The 26,335-nt window shown below is 43.5% G+C and carries 30 protein-coding genes; 3 read left to right on the forward strand and 27 right to left on the reverse strand.

Annotation, left to right across the window (positions count from 1 at the left end):
- Nucleotide 1 precedes the first annotated feature (1 nt).
- The 15 genes from DQQ01_RS10220 to DQQ01_RS10285 form a co-directional block, all read right to left on the reverse strand.
- Complete coding sequence (locus tag DQQ01_RS10220) at nucleotides 2–1,123, reverse strand: arginase family protein (protein WP_111919950.1); 1,122 nt, start codon at nucleotides 1,121–1,123, stop codon at nucleotides 2–4.
- A complete protein-coding gene (locus tag DQQ01_RS10225) occupies nucleotides 1,113–1,631 on the reverse strand; it encodes a nitroreductase family protein (protein WP_111919951.1) in 519 nt (172 codons plus the stop codon). The genes DQQ01_RS10220 and DQQ01_RS10225 overlap by 11 nt, the downstream gene beginning before the upstream one ends.
- Before the next feature lie 77 nt (nucleotides 1,632–1,708).
- Nucleotides 1,709–2,941, reverse strand: a complete 1,233-nt coding sequence (locus tag DQQ01_RS10230; protein WP_242980321.1) for a D-alanyl-D-alanine carboxypeptidase family protein — start codon at nucleotides 2,939–2,941, stop codon at nucleotides 1,709–1,711.
- A 91-nt stretch (nucleotides 2,942–3,032) separates the two neighbouring features.
- Nucleotides 3,033–3,602, reverse strand: coding sequence for an SMC-Scp complex subunit ScpB (gene scpB, locus DQQ01_RS10235; RefSeq protein WP_111919952.1), 570 nt, complete (start codon nucleotides 3,600–3,602; stop codon nucleotides 3,033–3,035).
- Nucleotides 3,603–3,604: 2 nt separating this feature from the next.
- Nucleotides 3,605–4,357, reverse strand: a complete 753-nt coding sequence (locus tag DQQ01_RS10240; RefSeq protein ID WP_111919953.1) for a segregation and condensation protein A — start codon at nucleotides 4,355–4,357, stop codon at nucleotides 3,605–3,607.
- A gap of 69 nt (nucleotides 4,358–4,426) precedes the next feature.
- Nucleotides 4,427–5,230: a metallophosphoesterase gene (locus DQQ01_RS10245; RefSeq protein ID WP_111919954.1), complete on the reverse strand. Its 804-nt coding sequence runs from the start codon at nucleotides 5,228–5,230 to the stop codon at nucleotides 4,427–4,429.
- A 20-nt stretch (nucleotides 5,231–5,250) separates the two neighbouring features.
- A complete protein-coding gene (locus DQQ01_RS10250; protein ID WP_242980727.1) occupies nucleotides 5,251–6,579 on the reverse strand; it encodes an MATE family efflux transporter in 1,329 nt (442 codons plus the stop codon).
- A 114-nt stretch (nucleotides 6,580–6,693) separates the two neighbouring features.
- Nucleotides 6,694–7,893, reverse strand: coding sequence for a D-alanyl-D-alanine carboxypeptidase family protein (locus DQQ01_RS10255; RefSeq protein WP_111919956.1), 1,200 nt, complete (start codon nucleotides 7,891–7,893; stop codon nucleotides 6,694–6,696).
- Between the two features lie 70 nt (nucleotides 7,894–7,963).
- Nucleotides 7,964–8,539, reverse strand: coding sequence for a putative ABC transporter permease (locus DQQ01_RS10260; protein WP_330407441.1), 576 nt, complete (start codon nucleotides 8,537–8,539; stop codon nucleotides 7,964–7,966).
- A gap of 125 nt (nucleotides 8,540–8,664) precedes the next feature.
- Nucleotides 8,665–10,200, reverse strand: coding sequence for a cardiolipin synthase (gene cls / locus DQQ01_RS10265; RefSeq protein WP_111919957.1), 1,536 nt, complete (start codon nucleotides 10,198–10,200; stop codon nucleotides 8,665–8,667).
- A 68-nt stretch (nucleotides 10,201–10,268) separates the two neighbouring features.
- On the reverse strand, nucleotides 10,269–10,445 hold the full coding sequence (rpsU, locus tag DQQ01_RS10270) for a 30S ribosomal protein S21 (protein ID WP_004222305.1): 177 nt from the start codon (nucleotides 10,443–10,445) through the stop codon (nucleotides 10,269–10,271).
- Nucleotides 10,446–10,581: 136 nt separating this feature from the next.
- A complete protein-coding gene (alaS, locus tag DQQ01_RS10275) occupies nucleotides 10,582–13,221 on the reverse strand; it encodes an alanine--tRNA ligase (RefSeq protein WP_111920900.1) in 2,640 nt (879 codons plus the stop codon).
- A gap of 187 nt (nucleotides 13,222–13,408) precedes the next feature.
- Entirely contained in the window at nucleotides 13,409–13,579 is a 171-nt protein-coding gene (locus tag DQQ01_RS15910; RefSeq protein WP_162624202.1) for a hypothetical protein, read from the reverse strand.
- Between the two features lie 109 nt (nucleotides 13,580–13,688).
- Nucleotides 13,689–14,102, reverse strand: coding sequence for an EamA family transporter (locus DQQ01_RS10280; RefSeq protein ID WP_111919958.1), 414 nt, complete (start codon nucleotides 14,100–14,102; stop codon nucleotides 13,689–13,691).
- Nucleotides 14,103–14,156: 54 nt separating this feature from the next.
- Nucleotides 14,157–14,756 (reverse strand): DUF1349 domain-containing protein, encoded by a 600-nt coding sequence (locus DQQ01_RS10285; RefSeq protein WP_111919959.1) that lies wholly within the window; start codon nucleotides 14,754–14,756, stop codon nucleotides 14,157–14,159.
- A gap of 219 nt (nucleotides 14,757–14,975) precedes the next feature.
- Here DQQ01_RS10285 and DQQ01_RS10290 point away from each other — a divergent pair, with 219 nt between their 5' ends.
- A complete protein-coding gene (locus DQQ01_RS10290) occupies nucleotides 14,976–15,362 on the forward strand; it encodes a hypothetical protein (RefSeq protein ID WP_199797955.1) in 387 nt (128 codons plus the stop codon).
- Nucleotides 15,340–15,627 (forward strand): hypothetical protein, encoded by a 288-nt coding sequence (locus DQQ01_RS10295; protein WP_111919960.1) that lies wholly within the window; start codon nucleotides 15,340–15,342, stop codon nucleotides 15,625–15,627. Before DQQ01_RS10290 ends, DQQ01_RS10295 begins: the two co-directional genes overlap by 23 nt.
- A 3-nt stretch (nucleotides 15,628–15,630) precedes the next feature.
- Here the strand turns inward: DQQ01_RS10295 and DQQ01_RS10300 are convergent, their stop codons facing one another.
- The 7 genes from DQQ01_RS10300 to DQQ01_RS10330 form a co-directional block, all read right to left on the reverse strand.
- Nucleotides 15,631–16,710 carry a nicotinamide-nucleotide amidohydrolase family protein gene (locus DQQ01_RS10300; RefSeq protein ID WP_111919961.1) on the reverse strand — a complete coding sequence of 360 codons (1,080 nt, stop codon included), beginning with the start codon at nucleotides 16,708–16,710 and terminating at the stop codon, nucleotides 15,631–15,633.
- A 16-nt stretch (nucleotides 16,711–16,726) separates the two neighbouring features.
- Nucleotides 16,727–17,269, reverse strand: coding sequence for a CDP-diacylglycerol--glycerol-3-phosphate 3-phosphatidyltransferase (gene pgsA, locus DQQ01_RS10305; protein ID WP_111919962.1), 543 nt, complete (start codon nucleotides 17,267–17,269; stop codon nucleotides 16,727–16,729).
- Entirely contained in the window at nucleotides 17,253–18,593 is a 1,341-nt protein-coding gene (rimO, locus tag DQQ01_RS10310) for a 30S ribosomal protein S12 methylthiotransferase RimO (RefSeq protein WP_111919963.1), read from the reverse strand. Before rimO ends, pgsA begins: the two co-directional genes overlap by 17 nt.
- Before the next feature lie 92 nt (nucleotides 18,594–18,685).
- Nucleotides 18,686–18,973 (reverse strand): DNA-directed RNA polymerase subunit omega, encoded by a 288-nt coding sequence (gene rpoZ / locus DQQ01_RS10315; RefSeq protein ID WP_111919964.1) that lies wholly within the window; start codon nucleotides 18,971–18,973, stop codon nucleotides 18,686–18,688.
- Nucleotides 18,970–19,608: a guanylate kinase gene (gene gmk, locus DQQ01_RS10320; protein ID WP_111919965.1), complete on the reverse strand. Its 639-nt coding sequence runs from the start codon at nucleotides 19,606–19,608 to the stop codon at nucleotides 18,970–18,972. Before gmk ends, rpoZ begins: the two co-directional genes overlap by 4 nt.
- Entirely contained in the window at nucleotides 19,601–19,873 is a 273-nt protein-coding gene (locus tag DQQ01_RS10325; protein ID WP_111919966.1) for a DUF370 domain-containing protein, read from the reverse strand. The genes gmk and DQQ01_RS10325 overlap by 8 nt, the downstream gene beginning before the upstream one ends.
- 14 nt (nucleotides 19,874–19,887) lie before the next feature.
- Complete coding sequence (locus DQQ01_RS10330; RefSeq protein ID WP_111919967.1) at nucleotides 19,888–20,766, reverse strand: YicC/YloC family endoribonuclease; 879 nt, start codon at nucleotides 20,764–20,766, stop codon at nucleotides 19,888–19,890.
- A gap of 148 nt (nucleotides 20,767–20,914) precedes the next feature.
- Between DQQ01_RS10330 and DQQ01_RS10335 the strand changes: the two genes are divergently transcribed.
- Nucleotides 20,915–22,663 (forward strand): Rqc2 family fibronectin-binding protein, encoded by a 1,749-nt coding sequence (locus tag DQQ01_RS10335; protein WP_111919968.1) that lies wholly within the window; start codon nucleotides 20,915–20,917, stop codon nucleotides 22,661–22,663.
- A 90-nt stretch (nucleotides 22,664–22,753) separates the two neighbouring features.
- Here the strand turns inward: DQQ01_RS10335 and DQQ01_RS10340 are convergent, their stop codons facing one another.
- The 5 genes from DQQ01_RS10340 to DQQ01_RS10360 all read right to left on the reverse strand — a co-directional run bounded on the left by DQQ01_RS10340 (nucleotide 22,754) and on the right by DQQ01_RS10360 (nucleotide 26,235).
- The gene (locus DQQ01_RS10340; RefSeq protein WP_111919969.1) at nucleotides 22,754–23,392 is read right to left on the reverse strand and encodes an SdpI family protein; all 639 of its coding nucleotides are present in this window, start codon (nucleotides 23,390–23,392) and stop codon (nucleotides 22,754–22,756) included.
- Nucleotides 23,376–23,657 carry an autorepressor SdpR family transcription factor gene (locus DQQ01_RS10345; protein ID WP_111919970.1) on the reverse strand — a complete coding sequence of 94 codons (282 nt, stop codon included), beginning with the start codon at nucleotides 23,655–23,657 and terminating at the stop codon, nucleotides 23,376–23,378. Before DQQ01_RS10345 ends, DQQ01_RS10340 begins: the two co-directional genes overlap by 17 nt.
- A 156-nt stretch (nucleotides 23,658–23,813) precedes the next feature.
- Nucleotides 23,814–24,290: a methylated-DNA--[protein]-cysteine S-methyltransferase gene (locus DQQ01_RS10350; protein WP_111919971.1), complete on the reverse strand. Its 477-nt coding sequence runs from the start codon at nucleotides 24,288–24,290 to the stop codon at nucleotides 23,814–23,816.
- Nucleotides 24,283–25,050, reverse strand: a complete 768-nt coding sequence (locus tag DQQ01_RS10355) for a GNAT family N-acetyltransferase (RefSeq protein WP_111919972.1) — start codon at nucleotides 25,048–25,050, stop codon at nucleotides 24,283–24,285. The genes DQQ01_RS10350 and DQQ01_RS10355 overlap by 8 nt, the downstream gene beginning before the upstream one ends.
- Nucleotides 25,051–25,053: 3 nt before the next feature.
- Nucleotides 25,054–26,235 (reverse strand): MFS transporter, encoded by a 1,182-nt coding sequence (locus DQQ01_RS10360; RefSeq protein WP_111919973.1) that lies wholly within the window; start codon nucleotides 26,233–26,235, stop codon nucleotides 25,054–25,056.
- Between the last annotated feature and the right edge of the window lie 100 nt (nucleotides 26,236–26,335).

The following is a 26,335-nucleotide window of genomic DNA, read 5'->3' on the forward strand; positions in this document are numbered from 1 at the left end:
ATTAAAATTCCCAGCCTTCCTCTTTAAATCCCTGCTGCTCTTTCTTCTTCTGTAAAAGGAAAATCTGTGCCTCTGTGTTTTGATATTTTTCCGCCTTCAAAAGCAAGGATTCCAGTACCGCGCCCTGCAACTGAAAATCCTCCAATAAGACCGCAAGCTTTCTGTTTTCTCTCTGTTGTATCAGCCATTCTCCTGCCGGACGGATACGCAGGGAAAGATAGGAACCATATTCCTTTCTTACCTTGTCCTTTTCCCATGTCCTGCAGGAAAAATACCTCTTTAAGGCAAGTTCCAGCCTGATCTTTTCCTGCTTGCCGGAAAGAAACTTCTCATCAAGACTGCGGCATTCTTTTTCATAAGCCTCCTGTTTTTCCATCTCTTCTGCCAGACAGCCCCATAAACCTGCAGTTGTACGGCTGTTAATTTCCAGATCTTCACCTCTTGGCATTTCGGCTGTATCCTGCGGATTTTCACCGCAAATATCAGCCCCCAGGATTCTACGGTGAACAAACGCCAACCGTATCATCTTCAAAAGCTGAGGCAGAAGTACCTCTCCCTGATCCCAGTTAGTTCTTGCCGCCTCCCTGGAAAGAAGATCCATATCAATGGATAAATATAGCGGAGAAGAACTGCCTGCCAAAAATCTCTCCAGCGTTTCCTCCTTTTTCTGAGAAAGCTCTTCTGCGGTCACTGCCGTTATCCCTCTATTTTGGGCATCACATTCCGAAAAAGCGGCTTTGGACGGTCCTGTTACACATACCTTTGAAAGTTCCGGATTGGTATCCAGCACCTCCCTCACCCAGCTTCCGCAGGAAAGCAGTCCGAAAAAAGCAGCCTCCTGCATATCTGTGTGATTGTCAAACACCAGCAAATCAAAAGGTTCTTCTATTTTTTTCAGCCAGAGCTTGCTTAAATAATGATAATTCCCGGAATCCAGAAAATGAATACCAAAAAGAGGCATTTCCTTTATCTGCTTCTGTATCGCTTCCTCTGCCTCAGGCGTACAGTAACAGTTCACTCCTTCCATTCCTGTCATATCCAACCATCTGCCCTGCTGTGCCTGAAAAAAGGGTTCCTGAGGATAAATTCCCGAAAAATTCATAATAACTGTTTTATCCCACATAATGCACGATCCCGACCTTTTTTACCTTTTGTTCCGGTTCTGTTTTGCCATAGCCAAGGGCTGCCATACCAAAAACCTGATGATTTTCAGGAATCCCCCAGTCTGTGAGAATGTCCCGTACTTCCTCCTCTTCACAGATATCTCTTAACTGATTAATCCAGACAGAGCCTATGCCAAAGGAATGGGCTGCCAGAAAAATATTTTCAAGGGCGCAGGCATTATCCTCCATGCCATGAGGATTCTCCCTTTCATTAGAAGGAACAAGCAAAACCTGGGGATTATACATATCATAATGCTCCCGCCCCAGTTTTTCTCCGATTATTTTTGCAAGACGCTGAATTTCCTTTCTGTCTGTAACAACTGTAAATCTCCAGGTCTGGTAATTATGTCCGCTGGGTGCATAAAGCCCTGCCTGTACAATCTGTTCCAGTTCCTCTTTAGGAATTTCTCTGTTCAGAAAGGCTCTGATGCTTCTTCTTGTCAGAATATTTTTCATTACTTCATTCATAGTCTGTTTTCCTTTCTCTATATCTTAAAATATTACTGTTTTTCTTATTTTATATTGTACCATGTCCCTGCTTTTTTTCAACCTGCCCCAAATCTTTTTATGGTCTGCTCCAAACACCAGGCAAAATTAATCTCCTCTATGGCTTCTCTGGCTGTAATTTCCTGTTCTGCCCAGATAAAATCCCCTGTTTTGTAGGTCAGAGTACCGACTCTCTCTCCCTTTTTTACAGGTGCGGTAAGGAACGGCACTCCTTCATAGACCACCTCCACCTTTTCTCCCGGTCCAAGCAGCACCATCTGGTCTTTTATTGGCTTGCAGAAAAGAGGCAGTTCCTTCTCTTCTCCCAAAATCGGGCTTTGTCCATTTTCTACAGGCACAGTGCTGGGAAGCTTTGGAAACTCTGCATCAGAAAGCTTCTGGAGGCTGTAATGTTCCAGCCCATACTCCATAAGTTTTCTGGTGTCTGCCCACTTATATCCCTTATTATTCGGCCAGCCACAGCCCAAAAGAGCCACAATAAAAGTTTTATCTTCCCGTTTTAAAGCTCCCACATAGCAGTAGCCTGCCTTTGCCGTAAATCCTGTTTTTCCGGTAAGTGCGCCCTCCATCATGGTAAGAAAGGCATTGTGATTTACACAGGAAAAACTCCGCCTTCCCTCACAGTCAGAAAAACCATGGGAGGGCGCAGCGGTAATGGAAAGAAATGCTTCTCTTTTCGGAGAATCTTTTATACAATAACGCAAAATCCGGGCAAGATCTGCCGCAGTTGTACTGTGTTCTCTCTTTCCGTTTTTTGTTTCCTTTTCTGCGTCCAATCCGTTTGGTGTAATAAAACAAGTATCCCTACACCCGATTTCTTCTGCTTTTTTATTCATTAGGTCTGCAAACGCCTCCACACTGCCTGCCACATGCTCTGCCAGCACCACGGCTGTATCGTTGTGACTTTCCAGCATAAGAGAATACAGCAAATCCTCCACTCGATACTGCTCCCCCTCCTGCACACCCAGGCGTACCTTTGGCATACTGGCAGCATAGGCAGAAACTGTAGCTGCTTCCTCTGGCCGGCTATTTTCCAGAACCACAATACAGGTCATAATTTTTGTGGTACTTGCCATGGGTCTTTGCTCTCTTCCGTTTTTTTCATAGAGAATCCTGCCGGAATCCCCGTCCATTAAAACAGCAGACAGGGCATAGAGATTTCCCACCTCTGCTGTTTTCTCATCTCCATAGCACAGAACAGGGGGAATACAAAAGAACATTCCCAGAAGGATTATCAGCCGTAAAAAAATTCCTTTTCCGATTTTTCCCATAAGCTTCCTCCTTCTTAAAGCTTATGTACAGGCATAAAAAAAGATACCTCCAAGCTGTTCCCAGCTCTTTCGTATCCTTTTCCCGTTTCCTCTATATATTTAGCTGAAGCTGAATCTCTTCTTCTGCCTCTGCCTTAAAATCCTCCATCTGCACCGGATCAATCTCCGGCAACTCGTCCAACCCCTGCACCCCGAAATTTCTCAAAAATTCTTCCGTAGTCCCCAGAAGAATCGGTCTTCCCGGTGCGTCCAGTCGTCCTACTTCCTGCACAAGCCCGTATTCCATCAGCTTCGCAATAGCATGGTCACATTTTACACCCCTGATCTTCTCTATTTCCAGCTTTGTTACCGGCTGCTTGTAGGCAATAATAGACAGGGTTTCCAGCATGACATCAGACAGCACTGCTTTTTTCGGCTGCAGCGCCATTTTTACCAAATAATCATAATACTCTTCCTTAGTACACATCTGAAATGCATTTTCCAGCTCAATAATCTTAATTCCCCGGTCTTCCTCCTGATACTTCAGCATCATATTCCGCACAATCTTCCCTGTGGTTTCCACATCATGCCCAATGGCCTTTGCCAGGGCCGAAAGCTCTACAGATTCTCCCATGGCAAACAGCAACGCCTCAATGGCGCCTTCCACTTTTTTCAGTTCCATGCTTATCCTTCCTCCTGAAGGGATTCTATTTCAATTTCATCAAAAAGTTCTCTCTGACTGATACGGATAATCCCCATTTTCATCAGCTCCAGAATTGCCAGAAATGTGACAATTACCTGTACCTTGCTGGCCTGACGGCTGAGCAAATCCCGAAATCCGAAATATCTGTGAAATCTGGCATATTCCCCAACCTCTTTCATTTTATCAGGAAGACTGACCTCCTCCTTCTCAATTTTTCCAAACTTGCTTCGGATTGGGTCTACCTTGTCCTCCTGTCTGCGCATCACGCTCTGGAAAATATCATTCAGCTTTTTCAGTGTCAGACCGTCCAAAAGCTCCTTGGTATCCACCGGCTCCCTGTATGCCAGCACCTCTTTCGGAATAGTTGGCAGCTTGTATACATTTTTTGCCGCTGCTGCCATACGATCGCGAAGCTCATAGGACATGTATTTGTACATTTTATATTCCAGAAGCTGGCGCACCAGTTCTTCTCTGGGGTCTTCCTCTTCCCCTTCTTCATTTACCTCTTTTGGCAAAAGCATTTTACATTTAATGGAAATCAGCGTTGCCGCCATAACCATGAATTCACTCATAATATTCAAATCTTCCCGTTCCATGGCATGAATGTATTCCATGTATTGATCTGTAATCTCTACAATGGGAATGTCATAAATATTCACTTTGTTTTTTTCAATAAGATGCAGCAAAAGGTCTAACGGACCTTCAAACACCTGCAACTTTACCGGGATTCCCATATCTGTTTACCTCTTCCTGCTTTTTACCGCTGAAAGCCATTTTACACTATTTTTCTCCAAAAGTCCACCCTATCCCCTGCTTTTCGGCAGGCAGTCTATAAAAAGCAATTCTCTGGGATTAAAAACCCGAAGGGGAATCGTGTGCTCCCCAAGCCCGGCGCTGACAATAAGGTGATGCCCTTCTCTCTCAAAATGTCCCCGACAGTATTTGGGAAACAGTCGCAAGTCCGGACTTACCGCACCGCCTAAAAAAGGCACACGCACCATACCGCCGTGATAATGTCCCGAAAGGGTCAAATCTCCGCCCCATTCCAGATATGTGTCCCCGTATTTTGGCGTATGCGCCAGAAGAATCTGAAACTCCTCCTTTGACGCTTTTCCCACCAGGCGATTCAGATCCCGCTTCTCAAGCCTCTGTTTCCCTCTTCTTGCATAATAGGAATAGGGAAGCATAAGTCCTGTAAGCAAAACCTTCTCTCCCTTTCCTTCCCATATCCTTGTGGTATTTTCCAGCATCACAACACCTATGCGCCGCAGCTTTTTCTCCAGCATCAGATACCCTTTTCCGTAAATTTCCGGCTGCTGCTTCATACGCTGTTCATGATTGCCGAGAGAATAAAACACAGGAAAGAGCTTTACTGCCTCACGGAGAAATTCATAGGCTTTGTGTACAGACGCCCCCTTTTTCCCCAGCACCAAATCTCCTGCAATAAGAAGCATATCCGGCTTACCCTCTTTTAAAGCCTGAAGAAGCCTTTCATTTTTTTGTCCAAATTCCAGATTGTGCAAATCACTGATAACAGCAGCGCGAAAGCCCTGCTGTTTCAGTTTCTCCGATATTATTTCATATTTGACGATTTTAAATTTCTTCACCTTTTCGCCTTTCTAAAATCTCAGGAAACAAAATATTTCTCCTGATGCTTCATAATCTTAAAGTACATGACAAGTAAAAGTCCTCCTGCCAGCACCCAGGCAAAGGGACTTGCCAGACATGCGCCCACATAGCTGTGCTTCCAGGCTGCAAGCATTGCCACAACCCCTCTTCCCACAAGCTCTGCCACACCTGCCATCATAGGTAAAAGACCGTATCCCATGCCCTGGATTCCATTTCTGTATACATTGACAATGGTTAAAGGGATAAAGAAAATGCCTACACACTTCAAATAAATATCTGCCTGGCCCATAATTGCGGACACATCACCGGATACAAAGAAGTAAACCAGATATTTTCCCACCGTAACCATAGGAATTGCCAGAAGCACACTGTAAATGCTTCCGATAATAGTGGCCGCCCGAAAGCCCTTGCGAATCCTCTTTATCTGTCCAGCCCCCATATTCTGGGCACAGTAGGTTGCCATGGTTGTTCCAAGCGCCACATAGGCCTGTGTTCCTATCTGCTCAATTTTATTTGCAGCAGTGAAAGCTGCCACAGACATGGAACCCAGCATATTCAGGGCAGACTGCACCATCATAGTTCCAATGGCAGTAATGGAATACTGCAGCGCCATAGGCAGCCCAATGGCAAGCTGCATCTTTGCCATATAGACCTCTATTCTGAAATCCTCCCGATGAAGCTTTAAAAGCGGCACCTTTTTTGCAATATAAAAAAGACAGCCAATGCCGGAAACACCCTGGGAAACTACAGTGGCATACGCTGCTCCTGCTGCTCCCATGTGAAATACAAGAATCAAGAGTAAATCCAGCCCAATATTCAAAACCGCTGACAAAATCAGAAAATACAGCGGCGTCTTGCTGTCACCCAGAGCTCTTAAAACACCGGACAGCAGATTATACAGCACGCTAGCCGCGATTCCAGCACAGATAATCATAATATAGGTATATGCATCCTGAAAAATGTCCTCAGGCGTGTGCATAAACATCAAAAGCGGCTTCATGGCCAACATACTTCCCACGGTCATAACAATGGTTATTCCCACGGAAAGCACCGCAGCCGTTCCCACGGTTTTTCTCATACCCGCCATATCCCCTGCGCCGAATCTCTGAGCAGTCAATACGGAAAACCCTGCCGTAAGCCCCTGCAGAAAGCCAAGAATCAAAAACATAATAGTTCCCACACTCCCAACGGCTGCAAGCGCCTTGGTTCCTACAAATTTTCCTACAATAATGGTATCCGCCATACTGTAAAACTGCTGAAACATGTTGCCTATGAAAATCGGTATGGTAAAATTCAAAATGATTTTCACAGGACTTCCCATGGTCATATCTGTCTGTAAACGTTCTTTTGCCAAAGTAAACCCCTCTCTCATATCAAAATCATTTTTTGGTAACTTTGGCTTATTATAGTATTAAAGCAATAGGAGTTTCAACATGTTTTTTTATTTCTTCTCAGAAATATTTTTGCTGTCCTTTCCCATAAAAATTTCCCAGGCTTTCTTCAGATAATCCCTGTATTCTGCCTTTTTTATATCTCTGTCAAAGACAAGATCAACGCTTCCGATTTTCTCTTTTCCCAGATAGTAATCCGCACTTCCCGCTTTTTCTCCCTTCTTTACAGGTGCCTGTACGCTCTTCTTTATTCTGATTTTCTTTTTAATGGAATCCAAGTTTTCTCCTCTGGTATCCAAATACTGAAACTTTTCCTTGTAGCTGCAGGAAACCTCATCTAAGACGCCGCCCTTTACCTGCACTTTGCCCGGCGCTTTTTGATGCTCGTCTGTGTAGAGCTTACAGCTTCCGAATCCCAGGTTCAGCATTGCTGCAGCATCTTTAAACCGCACTTTATAATCCGGGGCTGTCATCACCACACTGATAAGGGTAATTCCGTTTCTCTTCGCCACTGCGGACACACAATACTTTGCCACACTGGTACTGCCGGTTTTCAAACCTACGCAGCCTTCATAACTTCGCACCAGTTTATTGGTATTAGTCAGGCCAAACTCACTGGTTCCTTTTTCTGTCACATGGGTAATGGTATCCAGCCACACAGAGGAATACTCCAGAATTTTCGGGTATTTGGTGACCAGTTCTCTTGACATGAGCGCCACATCGTGGGCGCTGGTATAATGATTTTCTGATTCTGTAAGACCGCAGCAGTCCTCAAAATGGGTATTTTCCATTCCAAGCCCTGCCGCCCTTTCATTCATACGCTTCACAAATTCGCCTTCGCTGCCTGCAATATGCTCTGCCATAGCTACGCTGGCGTCATTTCCCGAAGCAATTACAATACATTTTATCATGGTTTCCACACTCTGCTTCTCGCCCTCCTCCAAAAAGACCTGAGAGCCTCCCATAGATTTTGCATAAGCGCTTGTCACCACTTCGTCTTCCATATGTAGATTCCCCTTTTCCAGTTCATCAAAAATCAGAACCAGGGTCATGATTTTCGTAATACTGGCGGGTCTTACTCTGGTGTCCATATCCTTCTCATAAATAATCTTTCCTGTGGACGCCTCCATTAAAACACCGTGAGGCGCTGTAATCAGTTCTTCCTCTGCCCTGACTGCACAGGGAAATCCGGTAAGCAAAACCCACAAAATCAGCGCCCAGCTTAAAAAAATTGCTGTTTTTCTCCTCATTTTTCTCCTGCCTTCCATTTGCTCTTATAGCATTTTAAGCAGAAGTCTTGCTATTTATGACACACAGACACTAGTGGGACAGCCGTTTTAACAGATGGAGGCTATCCGGAAGGCTGTCCTTTTTCTTCTGATACAGTGCATGGAGAAAATCCAAAAAAAACAGAAGAAGTATAATTCCTCCCAGCCAGGTTCCTGTCTGAAAAGAATATCGGTTCACTACCCATTCTACCCCTCTGTGTAAGAACAGGAACAGCCCCAGAGTATAAAAGCCCCATGCAAGGGTGCTTTCCAGACATAAAATTCCCTTATAATTAAAAGGCTTTTCTGAGTAATCCCACCAGACCTCCCCGAAAATACTCAGCATCAAACGCGCAGTCACATATTCTAAAAGGGTTGGAATCACGCAGCCCAGAAAATACAACAGATAAAGATTATCTCCTACCGGGCGAAGCAGAAAATACACAGTCAGCGCACCTACTCCATAAATAGGACAAATGGGTCCTTTTACAAACCCCCGGTTTGTCAGCCTGCGGTTGCAGATAGACATATAAATGGACTCCACCACCCAGCCCAGAATACTGTAAATCAAAAACCATTGGATAATATGATAGACATCTGTCCCCAAAACTGCTTTTGTCCACAACATAATTCTTCTCCTTCGAAAACAAATCTTTTCTTACAATACTTTGAAGTTTAATTACGTTCACTATACCATGCTCTTTCCAATCCGTCCATTCCCTTTTGGAAAAAGCTCCGGAATTTTCATGAATTTTACAGCATGGGCGCAAACAATCTCAAAATACTCTGCATTCCCCTTTGCAGCACATTCTGCTTTTTGCACATATTCAAGGTAATTTCTTTACAGACAGAAAAGGTTTCTGTCATGTCCTCCTTTACCTGTGCCACTGCGTTGCTTTTGTACAGCCATGCGGCACATTCAAAGTGCAGGTACAGGCTCCGGTAATCCAGATTAATGGTTCCCACCACAGCCAATTCGTCATCACAGACAAAATTTTTTGCATGAATAAAACCAGGCATGTACTCATAAATCCGTACTCCTGCGCTTAAAAGCTGCTGATAATAGGACTGGGTCAGCAAAAACACCAGTTTCTTATCCGGGATTCCCGGTGTGATAATCCGCACGTCCACGCCTTTTTTAGACGCCAGACAGAGAGCAGTCATCATTTCATTATCAATAATCAGATAAGGAGTGGCAATATATACATATTTTTTTGCCTGGTTGATGATATTCAGATACACATTCTCCCCTACAACCTCTCCGTCCAGAGGAGAATCCCCATAGGGCTGTACAAAACCATCGCTTTCAAATTCTTCGGGGTGATACACATAAGGCCCGTAAGCCGGCAAATGGGTTTTGGTTCTGGTAATCACGCTCCACATCTGCAGAAACATCACCGTCAGATTCCAGACCCCCTCCCCTACCAGACGTACTCCTGTGTCCTTCCAGTGTCCGAACCGCATTTTTTCATTAATATACTCATCAGCCAGATTTACGCCTCCGGTATAGCCTGTATGCCCGTCAATCACCAGAATTTTTCTGTGGTCACGATTATTTAAGACAATGTTCAAAATCGGACGAACCGGGTTAAAAGCCGCACATTTAATCCCTTTTGTCTGTAATTTCTTATAATATCTGGGAGGAAGAGTAGTGACACAACCCATATCATCGTAAATCAGCCGCACGTCCACACCCTGCTTTACCTTTTCTTCCAAAACGTCTAAAATTGCGTTCCACATTCTCCCCTCATGGATAATAAAATATTCCAGAAAAATAAAATGCTCTGCCTTTTTTAAGTCCTCCAGCATGTCAATAAACATGTCGTCTCCTACTGCATAATACTTTGCCGTGGTATTGGTATGTACCGGAAACCCGGCACAGTCCCGGATATAAGCAGACTGGTTAGAGGCTCCCCTGTCTTCTGCTGTAAGTGCAGCCCTGGCATCTTCACTTTCCCGGAAATAATCCGAGATTTCCTTTAATACAGCTTCTGATTCCTGGGTCATTTTCTTTGCCACACGGGACTGTCCGAACAAGAGATAAATAATAACCCCAAAGACCGGAACAGCCAATATCAAAATAGTCCACGCCAGCTTATAGGAAGGATTAATTTCTTTATTTACAATCCAGAGTACCATAATCACACTGAGCAGGCTGATAAGATTCATAATGTGTCCGGAAAATGCCCCCATTCCCCAGAGCATTGCAAAAATCCAGATCAGCTGCAAAAGCACGGCTGCTATAGTGACAAACAGTCTGCTGGATATAATATCAATAATTTTTTTCATAGATTTCCTTTAAACTTTCAGATGTCGTAAAAAAGCCTCTGGTATTGTCCAGAGGCTTTTACTGCACATTAATTATATTTACGTTTTCTAGCTGCTTCAGATTTTTTCTTACGACGAACACTTGGTTTCTCGTAATGCTCTCTTTTACGAATTTCCTGCTGAATACCTGCTTTTGCACAGCTACGCTTGAAACGACGTAAAGCGCTATCTAAAGTTTCGTTTTCTTTTACGATTACATTTGACATAAGCTCACACCTAACCTCCCTCCAGCTGTAAATTGTGCATAATACAACTGTCTGGGTATTTTTATTGCACAACTGATATTATAGCAGATTTTTGTCATTCGTCAACTGTTTTAATCAATTTTTTCAAAAAGTTTCATTATTTTATCTGGTCTGCCAAAAGACTTGCTGCCTCTTTTAAGGCTTCCGGCACTTTATCCGGGTTTTTACCCCCTGCCTGAGCCATATTGGGACGTCCGCCGCCGCCGCCGCCCACAATGGCAGCCATGCCCTTCACCAGATTTCCTGCATGAGCCCCTGCTTTCTGCGCTTCCTCTGTCACCATAGCCAGAAGACTTACCTTTCCTCCTGCTACGCTTGCCAGAACAACTACACCTTCACCCAGCTTCTCTTTTAACTGGTCGCCCAGATCACGCAGTCCGTTCATGTCCACATCGTCAAGGGCAACTGCCAGAAGTTTCACGCCTTTGATTTCCTGCACCTGACTCATCACATCGCCTACTGCATCTTTTGCCATTTTGGCTTTCAGGGCTTCGTTTTCACTGTGAAGTGTTTTCACCTCTGCCTGCAGGTGTGCAATCTTCTCCTCGATTTCCGCCGGAGAAGTCTTTAACATAGCTGCAATTTCTCCCTGACGCTTCTCAATTTCTTTATAATAAGCAAATACGCCATCTCCGGTCAGAGCTTCAATACGGCGAACACCTGCTGCAATACCTGCCTCAGATATAATCTTGAAGACTGCAATTTCTCCAGTGTTGGAAACATGGGTACCGCCGCATAATTCCTTGGAGAAATCTCCCATGGAAACTACGCGTACTTTTTCTCCGTATTTTTCTCCGAACAGAGCCATAGCGCCTGTCTTCTTTGCTTCATCAATAGTCATGATATTTGTCACAACCGGAAGTCCTGCACGGATTTCCTGATTTACCATAGCTTCTACTTTTTCCAGTTCTTCTGCTGTCATTGCCTGGAAATGAGCAAAGTCAAAGCGCAGTCTGTCCGGTGTTACCAGAGAACCCTTCTGCTCTACATGAGAACCAAGAACGGTTTTTAAAGCTTTCTGCAGCAAATGGGTTGCGCTGTGATTTTTACAGCAGTTTTCTCTTCCTGTTTCGCATACCTTTAAGGTAACGATATCACCAGTCTTAATCATGCCTTTTGTGAGAACACCCACATGTCCCACTTTTCCGCCTCTTAACTGAATGGTATCTTCCACTTTAAATTCTGCACCGCCACAGACAATCACACCTTTATCTCCCTGCTGACCGCCCATGGTAGCATAAAACGGCGTCTGTTCCACAAAAACAGTGCCTCTCTGGTCTTCTGTAAGAGCATCCACGATTTCTTCTTCTGTGGTAAGTACCGTAACTTTGGAATCAAAGATCAGATTGTCATAGCCCACAAACTCTGTGGTGACTGCTGCATCAATTTCATCATAAACCGTTGCATCTGCGCCCATATAGTTTGTAGTTCCTCTGGCAATTCTGGCTTTTACTCTCTGCTCTTCCATGGCTTCCTGGAATCCCTTTTCGTCAATGGTATAACCCTTTTCTTCCAGTATTTCTTTTGTCAGATCCACAGGGAATCCATAGGTATCATACAATTTAAAGGTATCTGCGCCGCAGAGCTCTGTTTTCCCTTCTTTTTCCATAGCTGTTTCCATTTCTCCCAGAATATGAAGACCCTGGTCAATGGTTTTATTAAACTGCTCTTCCTCCCTGGTAAGTACCTGGAAAATAAAGTTTTTCTTTTCTTCCAGCTCCGGATAACCGTCTTTGGAACCTTCAATTACAACTGCACTTAATTCTGCCAGGAATTTGCCTTCGATTCCCAGAAGACGTCCGTGACGGGCTGCACGACGGATAAGACGGCGTAGCACATAACCTCTTCCTTCATTTGCAGGCATAATACCGTCAGAAATCATAAAGGTTGCGGAACGGATATGGTCTGTAATCAGACGAATGGAAACGTCTTTTGCTTCGTCCTTTTTATATTCTGCATGTGCCAGTTCGCAGACCTTGTTTCTCAAAGCGCGTAAAGTATCCACGTCAAAAATAGAATCCACGTCCTGTACAACAGAAGCCAGACGTTCCAGTCCCATACCGGTATCAATATTTTTCTGTACCAGTTCTGTGTAATGTCCTTCTCCATCGTTTTCAAACTGAGTAAATACATTATTCCAGATTTCCATGTAACGGTCACACTCACAGCCTACCGTACAGTCCGGACTTCCACAACCGTATTTTTCACCGCGGTCATAATAAATTTCAGAACATGGACCGCAGGGACCTGCACCGTGCTCCCAGAAGTTGTCTGCTTTGCCGAAACGGAAAATACGCTCTGCCGGAATTCCCATTTCCTTATTCCAGATTTCAAAAGCTTCCTCATCTTCTTCGTAAATAGAAGGATACAGACGGTTTGCATCTAAGCCTACTACCTCGGTCAAAAATTCCCAGGACCATGCAATGGCTTCCCGTTTGAAGTAGTCTCCAAAAGAAAAGTTACCCAGCATTTCAAAAAATGTACCGTGACGGGCTGTCTTTCCTACGTTTTCAATATCTCCTGTACGGATACATTTCTGACAGGTTGTCACTCTGGTTCTTGGCGGAATCTCTGCTCCTGTAAAATATGGCTTTAAGGGCGCCATACCGGAATTGATTAAAAGAAGACTCTTGTCATTGTGCGGTACAAGAGAAAAGCTCTTCATAGCCAGATGTCCTTTGCTCTCAAAGAACTCTAAAAACATTTTCCTAAGTTCGTTTACTCCGTATTTCTGCACGGTTTTTCCCTCCTGAATGGTATATGTTTTCATGCCGGGAGATGTGAAGAAACACAGACGCCCGGACAGTATAATCATTGTTTCTAATGATAGCACAGGATTTTCCTGATTTCAAGAAAAATCCTGTGCCGGGATAATGGATACGCCTGAAAACCAACGGATTTCTCCATTTTTATATTCAAGGTCTTTATCTGAAAGACTTTTTCTCTGAAATTTCTCCTGATGATGAAATCTTTTGATTTTTGCCGTACCTTCTCCTCTGTCTTTCCTGCATTTCCTGTTTTCTCCTCATACACTCCAAATCTATTTCATAAATGGTGTTGTCTTCTTCCACCAGCTTTGTTTTGGGATAAGTCATGAGAATTTCTCCTTTCAGGATAGTGTATGCTGTTGTTGCCCTGTGAGTGCTTTACCGAGAATCATGATAATATCTTTGCTGTTACATTTGGAACACATTTTTCTTCCCTTCATAAAGCCATGATTAATGTTCCGATACCAATGAATATACACCCTATCAAAGATTTCACTGTAAACTTTTCATGTAATAAAAGAAAAGCTAACAGCATTGTGATAACGATACTCAACTTGTCAATGGGAACAACTTTTGACACATCACCAATTTGCAGGGCTTTGTAGTAACACAGCCAGGAAGCGCCTGTTGCCAGTCCGGAAAGAATGAGAAATATCCAGCTTTTTTTACTGATTTCTAAAATACCGTTTTGGGTGTTTGTAAGAAAAACCATACCCCATGCCATAATCACCACCACTACCGTCCTAATTGCAGTTGCAAGATTGGAATTCACTCCATCAATCCCCATTTTTGCAAGTATGGAAGTAAATGCTGCAAAGACTGCAGATAACAGCGCAAATACAAACCACATATGCTATCATCTCCTATGTTTTGATTTTTCAGTTCCATAAACCGGATTTTTCTCTTAATCTGGCTGTTGTCCATCATGTGCTTTCCATTGACATTCCATAAATTTCATGTTTGAAAAAACAGCTTTAAAGGAAGAAGCTTCCGGTGAACAGGCGTAAATACCAAACTGAATTTTCCCTTTCCCTTTCTGCATATGACAAATACGCATTTGACTGAAGTTCATGCCGTCTTCTGAACATTCAATACAATAGTCATCTTCTCGGCGACTGAAGCGATACCACATAGATTTTATATTCGCTGAAATAACAGTAGTTGCCCAATCAGAGTAACCATTATTTGTCACAACACTGCCCAAATGCTGAAAATCCTCATTTTCGTATTCAATCGAACCTTTTATCCAGTTTTCACTGTCCAGATACATTACAATTCCGCACTGGTCAAAACGATGATGACTTTCTGAAAAATCCGTTTTCACTACAAAACTGAAAAATTGTTTATCCGTTTCCATCTGTAATACCGGGGCATTATCATTTTGAAAATGATAATATGTTCTTTGCCATAAATCCGTATGTGGAACCGTAACAATTTCCACTCGATTTTCATCAATAGAATACTTTTGAGGTTCACGCGTCCATTTAAACTCTTTCATGTTCATAAATTTTCTCTCCCTTCACAATTCTAATAATTCCTGATTTTATCTGGCATTCCCTTTTCAAGCTATGTCTTCTCCAGGTATAATCTGTCACGACAGTGGCGGCAAGCCGATTTTATTGGCTTGGATTGCACTTCGTGCAATTATTATACCACACGCCTTCCGCATATTCTCTGTTGCTTTTGCATATAGATATAAAAATTCAGGAATTGGAGTCTGCCTGTGGATTCTCAAAATATGTTAGACGAGATGGTAAACGGAGATTCTGTACAGATTTTAAAGGCTGCACTGCCCTTTCTGCCCTCCCAGGGACAATCTGTAGTGTCTGTGTTTGCCAAATTTCTGGAATTGCAGAATACCATACGATTCTTCCACTCTTCAAAAGGAACTATGGAAATCTGTTCCAATGGAAAGAGTGACCCTGTGGAAATGCTCACAGCCTGCAGCAAGGTGTGTCACGGAACGGCAAAAGAAAAACTGGACACCATGATCAACACTCTTTTGATGCTGCAAATGTTGGAATTATCCCAAAAACCACTGACACCGGAAACCGTCATAGAAAATATGGGAGCAAAAGGAGGAAGCTATGGATACGAAACAAAAACCTGACGCCTGGATAAACAATCCAAAACTGGCTGGTATGGACATGTCCAAGCTGGCCATGCTGACACAGTTGGCTGAACAGGGAAAGGGCAAAAGCCCAAATGAGCTTCTGCCCTTTCTCATGTCTGCTGCTTCCCAGAATCAGAAAAACGGAGTACAGTTTTCCTCCCAGGAAATAGAAACCATTATTCAGGTTTTAAAAGCAGGAAAATCCCCAGAAGAAATCCAGCGTATGGATCGTATGCTTCAACTCATCAAAATGATGCGCTGAAACCTATTTTCCGCTTTTCTGTTCAAAATTTTTCAGAATACACGCCCGGAGCAGCATGAGAGCCTGGGCCACAGCCTGTTCTCTGACGCTGCTTCGGTCGCCTTTCAAGTGACATTCTTTCACTGTGGTTTTGCCTTTTATTGTACAGCCAATAAAAACCGTTCCCACAGGGTATTCCTTTGTTCCGCCTTCCGGACCTGCAAACCCGGTGACGGACAGGGCTGCATCTGCACCGGACACAAAAATCCCGCCCTTTGCCATTTCTTTTGCACAGGGTTCGCTGACTGCACCGTATGTTTTCAGCGTATGTTTTTTTACCATGACTGCTTTTCTCTTGGCTTTATTGGAATAGGTAACAAAGCCTCTTTTCAGTACCTCAGAAGCGCCGGGCACATTAATGATTCTGGCTGCAAGAGCGCCTCCTGTACAGGATTCTACTGTTGTCAGCGTCAAATCCTGATTTTTCAACAGCTCTACCACAACTGCTTCCAGACTTTTCTCTTCGTCCGTGGTATAGATATCTGCGCCAAAGCGAACCTTCAGTTCCCTGACAACAGGCTTTAAAAGTTTTTCCGCCGCTTTTTTGTTTTCCCCAAGGGCAGTGACACAGAGCTGAAGTTCTCCCTCTCTTTTTAAAAGTTTTACCGAAGGATTTTCCGCTTTTCCGGTCAGGTCTTTCACTTTCTCTAAAACCTCTTCTTCTCTCCCGGCTCCCAGCTTTATAACCTCATACTGCAGAGTTCCTGCTTTCTGCGCTTGCAGACACCGGGAAATTCTGTTTTCAAATACATGGGAAAGTTCCTGCTCCTTCCGGGGAAAAACAGCCAATGCAGTTTCTTTGGCAAATATCTTTTGCAGCTCTTTGTCCAATTCCCCTGTTTTCGTACACACAAAGACAAAATCCGAGCGCTCAAGCCCAGCCCTTATAGCAGCCTCTGCCTGCTTTCTGTCTTCTTTTACAATCTCAAGACCGTTCAAAGAAAAGTTCAGGTTTCTGCATTTTTCTATCAGAAAGGCGCTGCCTCTTTTTGCCACCTCGTCTTCCAGCAAATCCATTCCTATAAAAATCAGTTCCGCAGTCATGTTTTTCCACTCCCTTTTAATCCTGCATGCTCAGGACACTTTTATTCTTTACAATATAATCCACCAGTGAAATAATGGTCAGAGCCACTGCAAGAACCACAAACAGGGTAAGCACTCCCTGGAAAATAGTGTTCTGAATATCCATAATCATTAAAATAATCATAATCATCTGAGAAACGGTTTTAAATTTTCCCCAGTAGCTTGCTGCAATTACAATGCCATTATCGGCTGCAATGAGGCGAAAACCGCTGATGATAAATTCTCTGGCAATAATAATAATGGTAATCCAGGCTGCAAGCTGCCCTGTCGAGGTAAAACAAATCAGGGCTGAACATACCAGAAGCTTATCTGCCAGCGGATCCATAAATTTACCGAAGTTGGTTACCAGATTATGCTTTCTCGCCAGATAGCCGTCCAGAGTATCCGTAAGACTTGCTACAACAAAGATTCCAAGGGCAATCCACTTGTCTGCACTTCCTGTAATATCATACATTAAAAACGCTACAAAAAAGGGAATCATAATGACTCTCGCAATGGTTAATTTATTCGGTGTATTCATCTTCCAATTCTCCTATCAAATCATATTCCAGGGCGCCTGTTACATGCACCCGGGCAAAATCTCCTGACATCAGTTCTGTGTCTGTATTGACAAAAATATAACCGTCCACCTTTGGCGCGTCCCCGTAGGTACGTCCAACATAGGCATTTTCATCAGCTACCTTGCCCTCTATCATCACTTCCACCACAGTACCGATTTTCTCATTTCCCTTCTCCATGGAAATTTCCTGCTGCAGCTCCATAAGTTCTGCCTGCCTGTCTAACTTGACTTCCTCGTCAATCTGATCCGGCATAAGGGCAGCCGGGGTATCTTCTTCCGCAGAATAAGTGAAAACGCCCAGACGGTCAAATTCCAGTTCATCAATAAAATCCAAAAGCTCCTCATGGTCTTCCTGGGTTTCTCCCGGAAATCCGGTAATCAGTGTGGTTCTTAAAATAATATCCGGTATTTCCTTTCTCAGGGTATACACAATATCTTCCAGCTCCTGTTTAGTGGTTCTTCTTCCCATTCTTTTCAGAATCTTATCGCTGCAGTGCTGAATTGGCAAATCCAGATAATGGCAGATTTTAGGTTCTTCCTTCATGGTCTGGATAAGCTCGGGATATATTTCCTCAGGATAACAGTATAAAATACGAATCCACTGGATTCCTGATACTTTGCACAGCTCTTTTAAAAGTTTATGAAGAGATTTTTCTCCGTAAAGGTCTTTTCCGTAAACCGTAGTTTCCTGGGCAACCAGTATCAGTTCCCTCACTCCCTGGTCTGCCAGATACTCTGCCTGAGCCAAAAGCTGCTCCATTGGCACACTTCTGTAATTTCCGCGAAGTTTCGGAATAATACAATACGTACAGCGTTTATCGCACCCTTCGGCGATTTTCAGGTATTCAAAATATCCCCCTGTGGTAATCATTCTTTTTTTACTGTTTGCCGGAAGTCCGTTAATATCCTTATATTCCTGATAGCGTTCTCCCTCAAATACTTTATCAAGGGCTTTCACAATGGAATCATAACTGGTGGTTCCCAGCACTGCGTCTACTTCCGGGATTTCCGTCATAATTTCTTCCTTATACCGCTGCGCCAGACACCCGGTTACCAGAAGGGCTTTTAATACTCCTTCCTCCTTGTATTTTGCCATTTCCAGAATGCTGTTGATACTCTCTTCCTTGGCATCATGGATAAACGCGCAGGTATTGACCACAATGACCTCTGCTTCTGTTTCATCATTGGTGATTTCATAACCGTTTTCCACCAGGATTCCCAGCATTTCCTCTGAATCCGCCAGATTTTTATCGCAACCCAGAGAAATAAACAATACTTTTCTCATGCAACCTCCTTATTGTAGAAAGGGGCTGCCGCACCTGTCCGCATATCGGGAAACTTCCTGACTGCGGTTTGTGCGACAGCCTCCTGCCATTTTTATTCTTCTGCTGTTTCTGCTGCTTCGGCAGTTACTTCCTCTGCACTTTCTTCTTCTGCATCGTCCGGCAGAATGTGAACCTTTCCTTTGTAGATTTCCTCTACAGCGGTAGAAAGGGGTTTCTTACCATAGCTTGGAACCATGGCTTCTTTTCCTGCAATGAGCTGTCTTGCCCTCTTGCTGGTTGCAAGCACAACGGAGTAACGGCTGGTTACTAAGGGTTCGTCCTCCATTTCTGCACCTTCATTGATGGCTTCCATTAATTCTGTGTAAGATGGGTGTATCATACTTCTTCTCCTTTCTTAAATACAGCAATTTCTTCTGTGATTTTTTCTATAAAAGACTCCCGGTTTTTCACCGTGTCATGCTGGCTCTGAATAATCTTGTGCATGGTATCCACGCAGGTTTCGATTTCATCATTAATCAGGATATAATCGTATTTCGGCATGCCCTTTGCCTCTTCTGCAGCTCTTGCCAGTCTGGATTCAATCACGTCCATACTCTCTGTACCTCTGTTTACCAGACGGCGTTTCAATTCCTCTGCACTTGGCGGTGTTACAAAAAGCAGGAGAGTTTCCGGCAACTTTTCCTTTACCTTTAACGCACCCTGGATTTCAATTTCCAGAATCACGTCTTTTCCGGCATTTAACTGCTTCTCTACATATGCCTTTGGTGTTCCGTAATAATTTTCTACATACTGCGCATACTCAATCAATGCGTCCTGAAGAATCAGCTCTTCAAATTCCTGCTTTGTATGGAAAAAGTATTCTCTGCCATGCTCCTCACCCGGTCTGGGCGCTCTGGTTGTGGCAGAAATCGACAGGGCATAATTGTCATACTTCTCCAACAGACGTTTCATCAGTGTTCCTTTTCCGGCACCGGAAAATCCGGATACCACTACTAAAATTCCTTTATCAGCCATCATATTCCCCTTTTGTTTCGTTTTCTGAAAATGTTCCAAAACGCTTTGCAATGGTTTCCGGCTGCAGAGCAGATAACACAAGCATATCTCCGTCTGTAATCAGCACTGCCTTGGTCTTTCTTCCCTGGGTAGCGTCTACAGACCTGCCAGACTCCTTTGCTGCCTGTACCAGCCGTTTAATCGGGGCTGCGTCCGGGCTTACTACTGCTACAATTTTGTCCATATTCACAACATTTCCAAATCCGATATTTAAAAGCTTTGCCATTGCTTTTCCTGCCTTTATTCAATATTTTGAATCTGTTCCCGGATTTTCTCGATTTCTGTCTTTAAATCAATGGCAAGATTAGAGGTTTCCAAATCGTTTGCCTTAGACAGAATAGTGTTTGCTTCCCGGTTCATTTCCTGTGCAATAAAGTCCAGCTTTCTGCCAATGCCGTCTTCTTCTGAAAGCACCTGTCCCATATGTACAATATGGCTTTTCAGACGCACGGTTTCCTCGTCTGTACAGATTTTATCTGCAAAGAGAACCACCTCTGCCGCAATACGGCTTTCTTCTATCTGGGTATCTGCCAAAAGCTCCTTTACCTTTGTTTCCAGCTTTTCTCTGTACTCCCTGATAATCTCCGGATATCTCACCTCTACCTGTGTGACCTTTTTATCCATGTCTGCCAGCTTCTGCAAAATATCCTGTTTTAAATGCGCACCCTCTCTGGTTCTGGTTTCCACAAACTGCTCCGCAGCCTTGCGAAGCACGGCTTCCAATGCGCCCCAGAGTTCCTTCTCATCGCTTTCCTGCTCTTCCATGGTCAGCACCTCCGGATATCTGGAAAGGGCTGCTGCGTCCACCTCATCGTCCAGTCTGAAATCTTCGCTTATCCGGCGCAGACATTCCATGTACTGGGCTGCAAGCTCCTGATTGTACTTTACCGCCATTTTTCCCTGAGTATAGTCTTCACAGGTGATGAACAAATCCACCTTTCCCCTCTGGATATACTCCTTTAAAAGAGAACGGATAGAAGCTTCAAATACACTGAATTTCTTAGGCATTCTCATATTAATGTCCAGATAACGGTGATTGACAGATTTCATCTCTACTGTAATTTTCTTCTCTTCGTCTAACAATTCGGCTCTGCCAAAGCCGGTCATGCTTTTTATCATGTCTGAACTCTTTCTTATGTCCTTGATTTACCGTAAGGCATAAACATACATGGTTATTATAAGCCAATCACACAAACCCGTCAAATATTTTTTTGCCTGAGTGGGAAATTTATGATAAAATGAGTTCCAAACAGAAAGGAGATTTATTATGGCTTTTGACGGAATTACCATTGCCGGCATGGTAAAGGAATTTAAGGAAACCATTGTTGGCGGCAAAATCAATAAAATTGCACAGCCGGAACCAGACGAGCTGCTGCTTACCATAAAGAACAACAAAACCCAGTATCGGCTGCTGCTTTCAGCCAGCGCTTCTCTTCCTCTTATCTATTTTACAGATAAGAACAAGACCAGCCCTCTGACAGCTCCCAATTTCTGCATGCTTTTGAGAAAGCATGTAGGAAGCGGCAAGATTACAGCTGTAACGCAGCCGGATATGGAGCGTTCCATTGAGTTTCGCATTGAACATCTAAACGAACTGGGAGATTTGTGCTTTAAAACTCTGGTCGTGGAAATCATGGGCAAACACAGCAATATTATTTTCCTAAATGAAGACCGCATGATTCTGGACAGCATCAAACATGTGTCCTGCAATGTCAGCTCTGTCCGGGAGGTACTTCCCGGAAGGGATTATTTTCTTCCCAAAACACAGGAAAAAGCAAACCCATTGAACCTTTCCAAAGATACCTTTTATGACATGGTATATACAAAGCCCATGGCAGTGTCCAAGGGGATTTACACCTCTTTGACCGGTATCAGCCCCTGTATTGCCGAGGAAATCTGTTTTCGCGCCTCTGTGGACGGAAGCCTTTCCCCTCAGGCTCTTAATGACGCTGCAAAAGAGCATTTGTTCCACACCTTTATCCGTGTCATGGAAGATGTGAAAAATGGGGACTTTCAACCCAATATTGTGTACAATGCCAAGGGTGAACCTCTGGAATACGCAGCCATTCCTCTGACAAAATATACACAGGCAGAGAAAAAAGACTTTCCCTCCATGTCCGCCGTGCTGGAGCAATATTATGCACAGAAGGATCAGATTACCCGCATCCGCCAGAAATCTTCGGATCTGCGGCGCATTGTCCAGACTGCTCTGGAACGCAACCGCAAAAAGTACGACCTGCAGACAAAGCAGATGAAGGATACAGAAAAAATGGACAAGTACAAGGTCTACGGGGAACTGATTAATACTTATGGCTATAATCTGGAAAGCGGCTGCAAATCCTTCCAGGCCTTAAACTACTATACCAATGAAGAAATCACCATTCCTCTGGACAGTACCATCACCCCCCAGGAAAATGCAAAAAAATATTTTGACCGCTACAACAAGCTGAAACGAACCGCACAGGCTCTTGAGGAACAGTTAAAGGAAACCTATGATGAGATTCTCCATCTGGAATCCGTCAGCACGGCTCTGGATATTGCCCTGACAGAAAGCGATCTGTCCCAGATTAAGGAAGAACTGACAGAATGTGGATATATAAAAAAACATTACACCAAAAAGAAAAAAGCACTGGAAAAATCAAAGCCTCTGCATTATATCTCCAGTGACGGCTATCACATTTATGTGGGGAAAAACAATTATCAGAACGAAGAACTGACCTTCAAATTTGCCACAGGCAATGACTGGTGGTTCCATGCAAAGAAAATGGCTGGCTCCCATGTCATTGTGAAAAGCAATAACGAAGAGCTGCCGGACAGAACCTTTGAAGAGGCAGGGCGGCTGGCTGCTTATTATTCCAGCGGGCGCACCGCTCCCAAGGTGGAAATCGACTATATTCAGAAAAAACATGTGAAAAAGCCCAATGGCTCAAAACCGGGCTTTGTGGTGTACTACACCAACTATTCGCTTATGATTGAACCTGATATTTCCGGAATCCGGTTGGCAGAGGAACTTTAATTCCTGTGTTCAGATAAGTTTTACCCTTCTAAAATCCAAATGGGAGATTGCACAAAATCTGTGTATCTCCCATTTTTTCAATATATCATCTTAAATCCCTTTCCTGTACAACGTATAGGAATACACAAAAGGAATCCCTGCTGTCAAAACCAGCAAAAGCACAACTCCGACCTTTACCATAATCTCCGGTGCAAATGCCAGAAGCATCATGAGAAGTCCACCGAAAATCCACAGATAACCTGCCAGATGATGGGTCTTTCTCCAGTTTTCATCGCTGTTTAAGGTCCAGGGTGTCTTAATTCCCTGGGTATAATTTCGTCTGCACCGGGGCAGATAATTTCCGATAATCAAAAACAACAGCCCTATCAGAATCGGCACAATACGCTCTATGGGGATTTCATATCCCAACCCCCACAGCAGAGAGCAGGGAACCAGAAGAATGGACAGCACCGGAGAAAACCATTTTCCTATGGTGCGAAGCACTCCCTCTATATTTTTCCGCTTCGGATCTGTATTCATACAAAAGTGAACCAGCATGTTCACGACTGCCATTCCCATGGGAAGCGCAAATACAGTGACTGCTTTTGACATATACTGTCCTGTTGTTCCGTCCGCATACCATTTTGTGGGGATTTCCTGGGGAAGTTTGTTGTAAACCGCTATCCCAAACACAATGGGAAGCAAACATAAAATGGTAGATAAAAGCATTTCTTTACTGTTTTTCTTCATGTTCTTTCCCTCCAAACTGTGAGAACCATAACATTACTTCTTCAAATACAGTAACGTTAATCTCATAAAATACATAATTCTTATACTTACTCTCCAATATCAAACCCGCTTTTTTTAACTGGGATAAATGATAGGAAATCGTTGCCTGGGTCATGTCAAATTCTCTGGCAATCTCCCCCGCAGACTTCTTTCCGTCCTTCAGCATTATCAGTATCTGCCGTCGAACCGGGTCTGAAAGCGCTTTAAACGTTTCTGCAAATCCCAAATTATCATCTCCTTTGCGATTCTATTTAGAAATATTTCTAAATAGATATTATCACCACTTCCCCAAAAAAGCAACACCTATTTAGATTTTTTTCTAAATAGGTGTTGCTTTTAAAATTTTCTCTGCACAATCCTTATATCCATACGATAATCCAACTCATTTCTTAAACTTAGCTTCTAATTGTAAAAGTGCTTCTTTCATCGCAAGTCCCCCTGCGTATCCGGTTAATCTTCCGTCTGCCCCGATTACCCTGTGACAGGGAACAACAATACCAATGGGATTGCAGTGATTTGCCATTCCTACTGCTCTGCAGGCTTTGGGATTTCCGATTTTTTCTGCGATTTCTTTATAAGTACAGGTTTCTCCATAAGGAATTTCCCGCAATGCCTGCCATACCTTTTTTTGAAATTCTGTTCCCCGCATATCCAGCGGAATGGTAAATTCCTTTCGTTTTCCAGCAAAGTATTGATCCATTTCTCTTTTTATCTGTCTGATAAGTGCATTCTCCTCAAAGATTTCCGAACTCTCTTGCTCTCCCTGAACCCCTAAAGATAACAACGCCTCTTCTGTACAGAGAATTTGCAAATCTCCCACCGGGCTTTTATAGATTGCGTGATATATTTGTTCATTCATAGTGAACTCCTTTCACCTCATACGCGATATACGGCGCTTCCAGCTCATATCCCAGCTTTTTTGCCAATGCCAGGGAAACCTCTGTATGGGCGTCCCAGGAAGGGCAAAACCCCTCTTTTAAACACTCCAGAATCAGTCTGGCAGAACAGGCAAACGCCAGCCCTTTCCTGCGGTATTCTTTTTTTGTGTCCACTTCAATTTCAATACCACCCTGCCATGCAGAATAAGACGATGCCCCGGAAACAGGCTTGCCATTTTTCAAAACCAGGACACCTCTGCCGTATTGTCGGAATTTCTCATAATCAGAAAATTGAGCAGTGAAATCTCTGCTCCATTCCTCTTCTTTACACCTTTTATAAAATGCTCTGTCAATATCCTGAAAAGTATACCCTTTGGGAAGCTTTGAGGCCTGTTTTAAAAGCTCTGTGTCGAAATTCTCTGTCTTCTTTTTCATACGATAACGGGTTATTTTTCTAAGATGACCAATATAGCTTTCCTCAATCAGTCTTCCCCAAAATTTATCCGGTGGAACCAATATCCGAAAATCAGGATTGCTCTCTTTTGGCAGAAAGGTGACCAGTCCTCTGTCCGGTTCCCCGTCAAAAAAAGTAAAATCTCCAAGCACTGCCAATGCTGCCCGAATCTGTTCTGCTTCTTTCACATAAAAACTTCCCATGATACCCTGCTTACAGGACCAGAGAAAAGATTCCCGGGTATTCTGAAAAAAATCTGCCATTTTTGCAGGTTCCATGCGTACCATGATTTACCTCCTCTCCCAAAAAACCAAAACAACCCCAACGCCTGCTACAAAAATTCCAAGTCCTGTGAAAGCTGCGGCAACAGAAAATTCTTTTGCTGCCCAGCCTACCGTTGGGCTCAAAATAACCATAAAAACACTGTACAGCATGCTGCTCACTGACACCAGCGTAGCACGAATTTCACTGGAAAACAGCTTTTGATTCTCGCTTTCAATACGAAGTATAAGAAGTTCTTCTATTCCGTGTGCAAGCCCTGCTGCCAGAACAGACATTATCAGATGGGAACTGCTGCTCCCAATAATACACACTCCTACAAAAAAGCTGCCTGCAAGCATCAGCTTTCTCAACTTTATTTTTTCTGTTTTTCCTCCCAAAGTTGCTCCCACCATGCTGAAAAGGGAAATTATCAGTAAGGGAATCCCTATCCATTCTGCGCTTAATCCGCAGGCAACCAAATGCTCCTGCATAATCATATAGATAACATAACACCCGGCAGATACAAGTCCACCAAGAAGCATACGCCTGCATGCCAGAGGATTTCCCCTTAAAAAATTCACACTCTGCTCCGCATAAGACTTCAACTCTCTTTTCATATCTTTCAGAGTCAGCCCTTCCCGTTTTTCTTTTCTTCCTGCCTGAGTTTCACAAAGCCTCAGAGCCACCAGAGAGCTTAAAATCCCCTGCGCCACAGCAATCAGATATGCGTTCCGATATCCGAGAGCCACTGTCACCACACTCATGCAATTCGTCAAAGCAAAAATTCCCAGATACAGATTTTCCTGTATGGAGGAGACCTTTAAATAGCCTGCCTCCTGCCCACATTCCAAAAGGCTGTCATAAGTCAGCGCCTCCCTGGTACCTGACACCAGATTGTAGCTAAACGCATTCAGACCCATAGCAATTAAAATCACCCAAAACCAATCTGTAACAATCATACAGAAAGCTCCTGCCGCTGATATCAGCCCTGCTAAAATCAAAGTTTTTCGCCGTCCTATCATATCAGACAGCATGCCGCTAGGAATCTCACAGCACATGCTGACCATATGGAAAAATCCCTCTGCAAGCCCTGCCTGAGTCAGAGAAAATCCCCTTCCCAAAAGAAATAAAACCCACACTGCATCTACAATTTGAAATCCACTGATTATTTCATAGAGATATAAATTACGAAGTTGTTTTTTGATATTCATTTTGCACCACTCTTTTCTCAATAAATTTTTGTCGAATGATGCCCAGTTTTAGAATTGAAAATGACAAAACTCAAGGAGTTTTCAGACAAATTTTCCTAAA

Source organism: Blautia argi (assembly GCF_003287895.1).
Taxonomy (GTDB): Bacteria; Bacillota; Clostridia; order Lachnospirales; family Lachnospiraceae; genus Blautia; species Blautia argi.

Coding starts and splice junctions, on each gene's coding strand:
- DQQ01_RS10220 (WP_111919950.1), bottom strand. CDS start 1,123: ATGTGGGATAAAACAGTTATTATGAATTTTTCGGGAATTTATCCTCAG.
- DQQ01_RS10225 (WP_111919951.1), bottom strand. CDS start 1,631: ATGAATGAAGTAATGAAAAATATTCTGACAAGAAGAAGCATCAGAGCC.
- DQQ01_RS10230 (WP_242980321.1), bottom strand. CDS start 2,941: ATGGGAAAAATCGGAAAAGGAATTTTTTTACGGCTGATAATCCTTCTG.
- scpB (WP_111919952.1), bottom strand. CDS start 3,602: ATGGAACTGAAAAAAGTGGAAGGCGCCATTGAGGCGTTGCTGTTTGCC.
- DQQ01_RS10240 (WP_111919953.1), bottom strand. CDS start 4,357: ATGGGAATCCCGGTAAAGTTGCAGGTGTTTGAAGGTCCGTTAGACCTT.
- DQQ01_RS10250 (WP_242980727.1), bottom strand. CDS start 6,579: ATGACCATGGGAAGTCCTGTGAAAATCATTTTGAATTTTACCATACCG.
- DQQ01_RS10255 (WP_111919956.1), bottom strand. CDS start 7,893: ATGAGGAGAAAAACAGCAATTTTTTTAAGCTGGGCGCTGATTTTGTGG.
- DQQ01_RS10260 (WP_330407441.1), bottom strand. CDS start 8,539: ATGTTGTGGACAAAAGCAGTTTTGGGGACAGATGTCTATCATATTATC.
- cls (WP_111919957.1), bottom strand. CDS start 10,200: ATGAAAAAAATTATTGATATTATATCCAGCAGACTGTTTGTCACTATA.
- rpsU (WP_004222305.1), bottom strand. CDS start 10,445: ATGTCAAATGTAATCGTAAAAGAAAACGAAACTTTAGATAGCGCTTTA.
- DQQ01_RS15910 (WP_162624202.1), bottom strand. CDS start 13,579: ATGACTTATCCCAAAACAAAGCTGGTGGAAGAAGACAACACCATTTAT.
- DQQ01_RS10280 (WP_111919958.1), bottom strand. CDS start 14,102: ATGTGGTTTGTATTTGCGCTGTTATCTGCAGTCTTTGCAGCATTTACT.
- DQQ01_RS10285 (WP_111919959.1), bottom strand. CDS start 14,756: ATGAACATGAAAGAGTTTAAATGGACGCGTGAACCTCAAAAGTATTCT.
- DQQ01_RS10295 (WP_111919960.1), top strand. CDS start 15,340: ATGGATACGAAACAAAAACCTGACGCCTGGATAAACAATCCAAAACTG.
- DQQ01_RS10300 (WP_111919961.1), bottom strand. CDS start 16,710: ATGACTGCGGAACTGATTTTTATAGGAATGGATTTGCTGGAAGACGAG.
- pgsA (WP_111919962.1), bottom strand. CDS start 17,269: ATGAATACACCGAATAAATTAACCATTGCGAGAGTCATTATGATTCCC.
- rimO (WP_111919963.1), bottom strand. CDS start 18,593: ATGAGAAAAGTATTGTTTATTTCTCTGGGTTGCGATAAAAATCTGGCG.
- rpoZ (WP_111919964.1), bottom strand. CDS start 18,973: ATGATACACCCATCTTACACAGAATTAATGGAAGCCATCAATGAAGGT.
- gmk (WP_111919965.1), bottom strand. CDS start 19,608: ATGGCTGATAAAGGAATTTTAGTAGTGGTATCCGGATTTTCCGGTGCC.
- DQQ01_RS10325 (WP_111919966.1), bottom strand. CDS start 19,873: ATGGCAAAGCTTTTAAATATCGGATTTGGAAATGTTGTGAATATGGAC.
- DQQ01_RS10330 (WP_111919967.1), bottom strand. CDS start 20,766: ATGATAAAAAGCATGACCGGCTTTGGCAGAGCCGAATTGTTAGACGAA.
- DQQ01_RS10335 (WP_111919968.1), top strand. CDS start 20,915: ATGGCTTTTGACGGAATTACCATTGCCGGCATGGTAAAGGAATTTAAG.
- DQQ01_RS10340 (WP_111919969.1), bottom strand. CDS start 23,392: ATGAAGAAAAACAGTAAAGAAATGCTTTTATCTACCATTTTATGTTTG.
- DQQ01_RS10350 (WP_111919971.1), bottom strand. CDS start 24,290: ATGAATGAACAAATATATCACGCAATCTATAAAAGCCCGGTGGGAGAT.
- DQQ01_RS10355 (WP_111919972.1), bottom strand. CDS start 25,050: ATGGTACGCATGGAACCTGCAAAAATGGCAGATTTTTTTCAGAATACC.
- DQQ01_RS10360 (WP_111919973.1), bottom strand. CDS start 26,235: ATGAATATCAAAAAACAACTTCGTAATTTATATCTCTATGAAATAATC.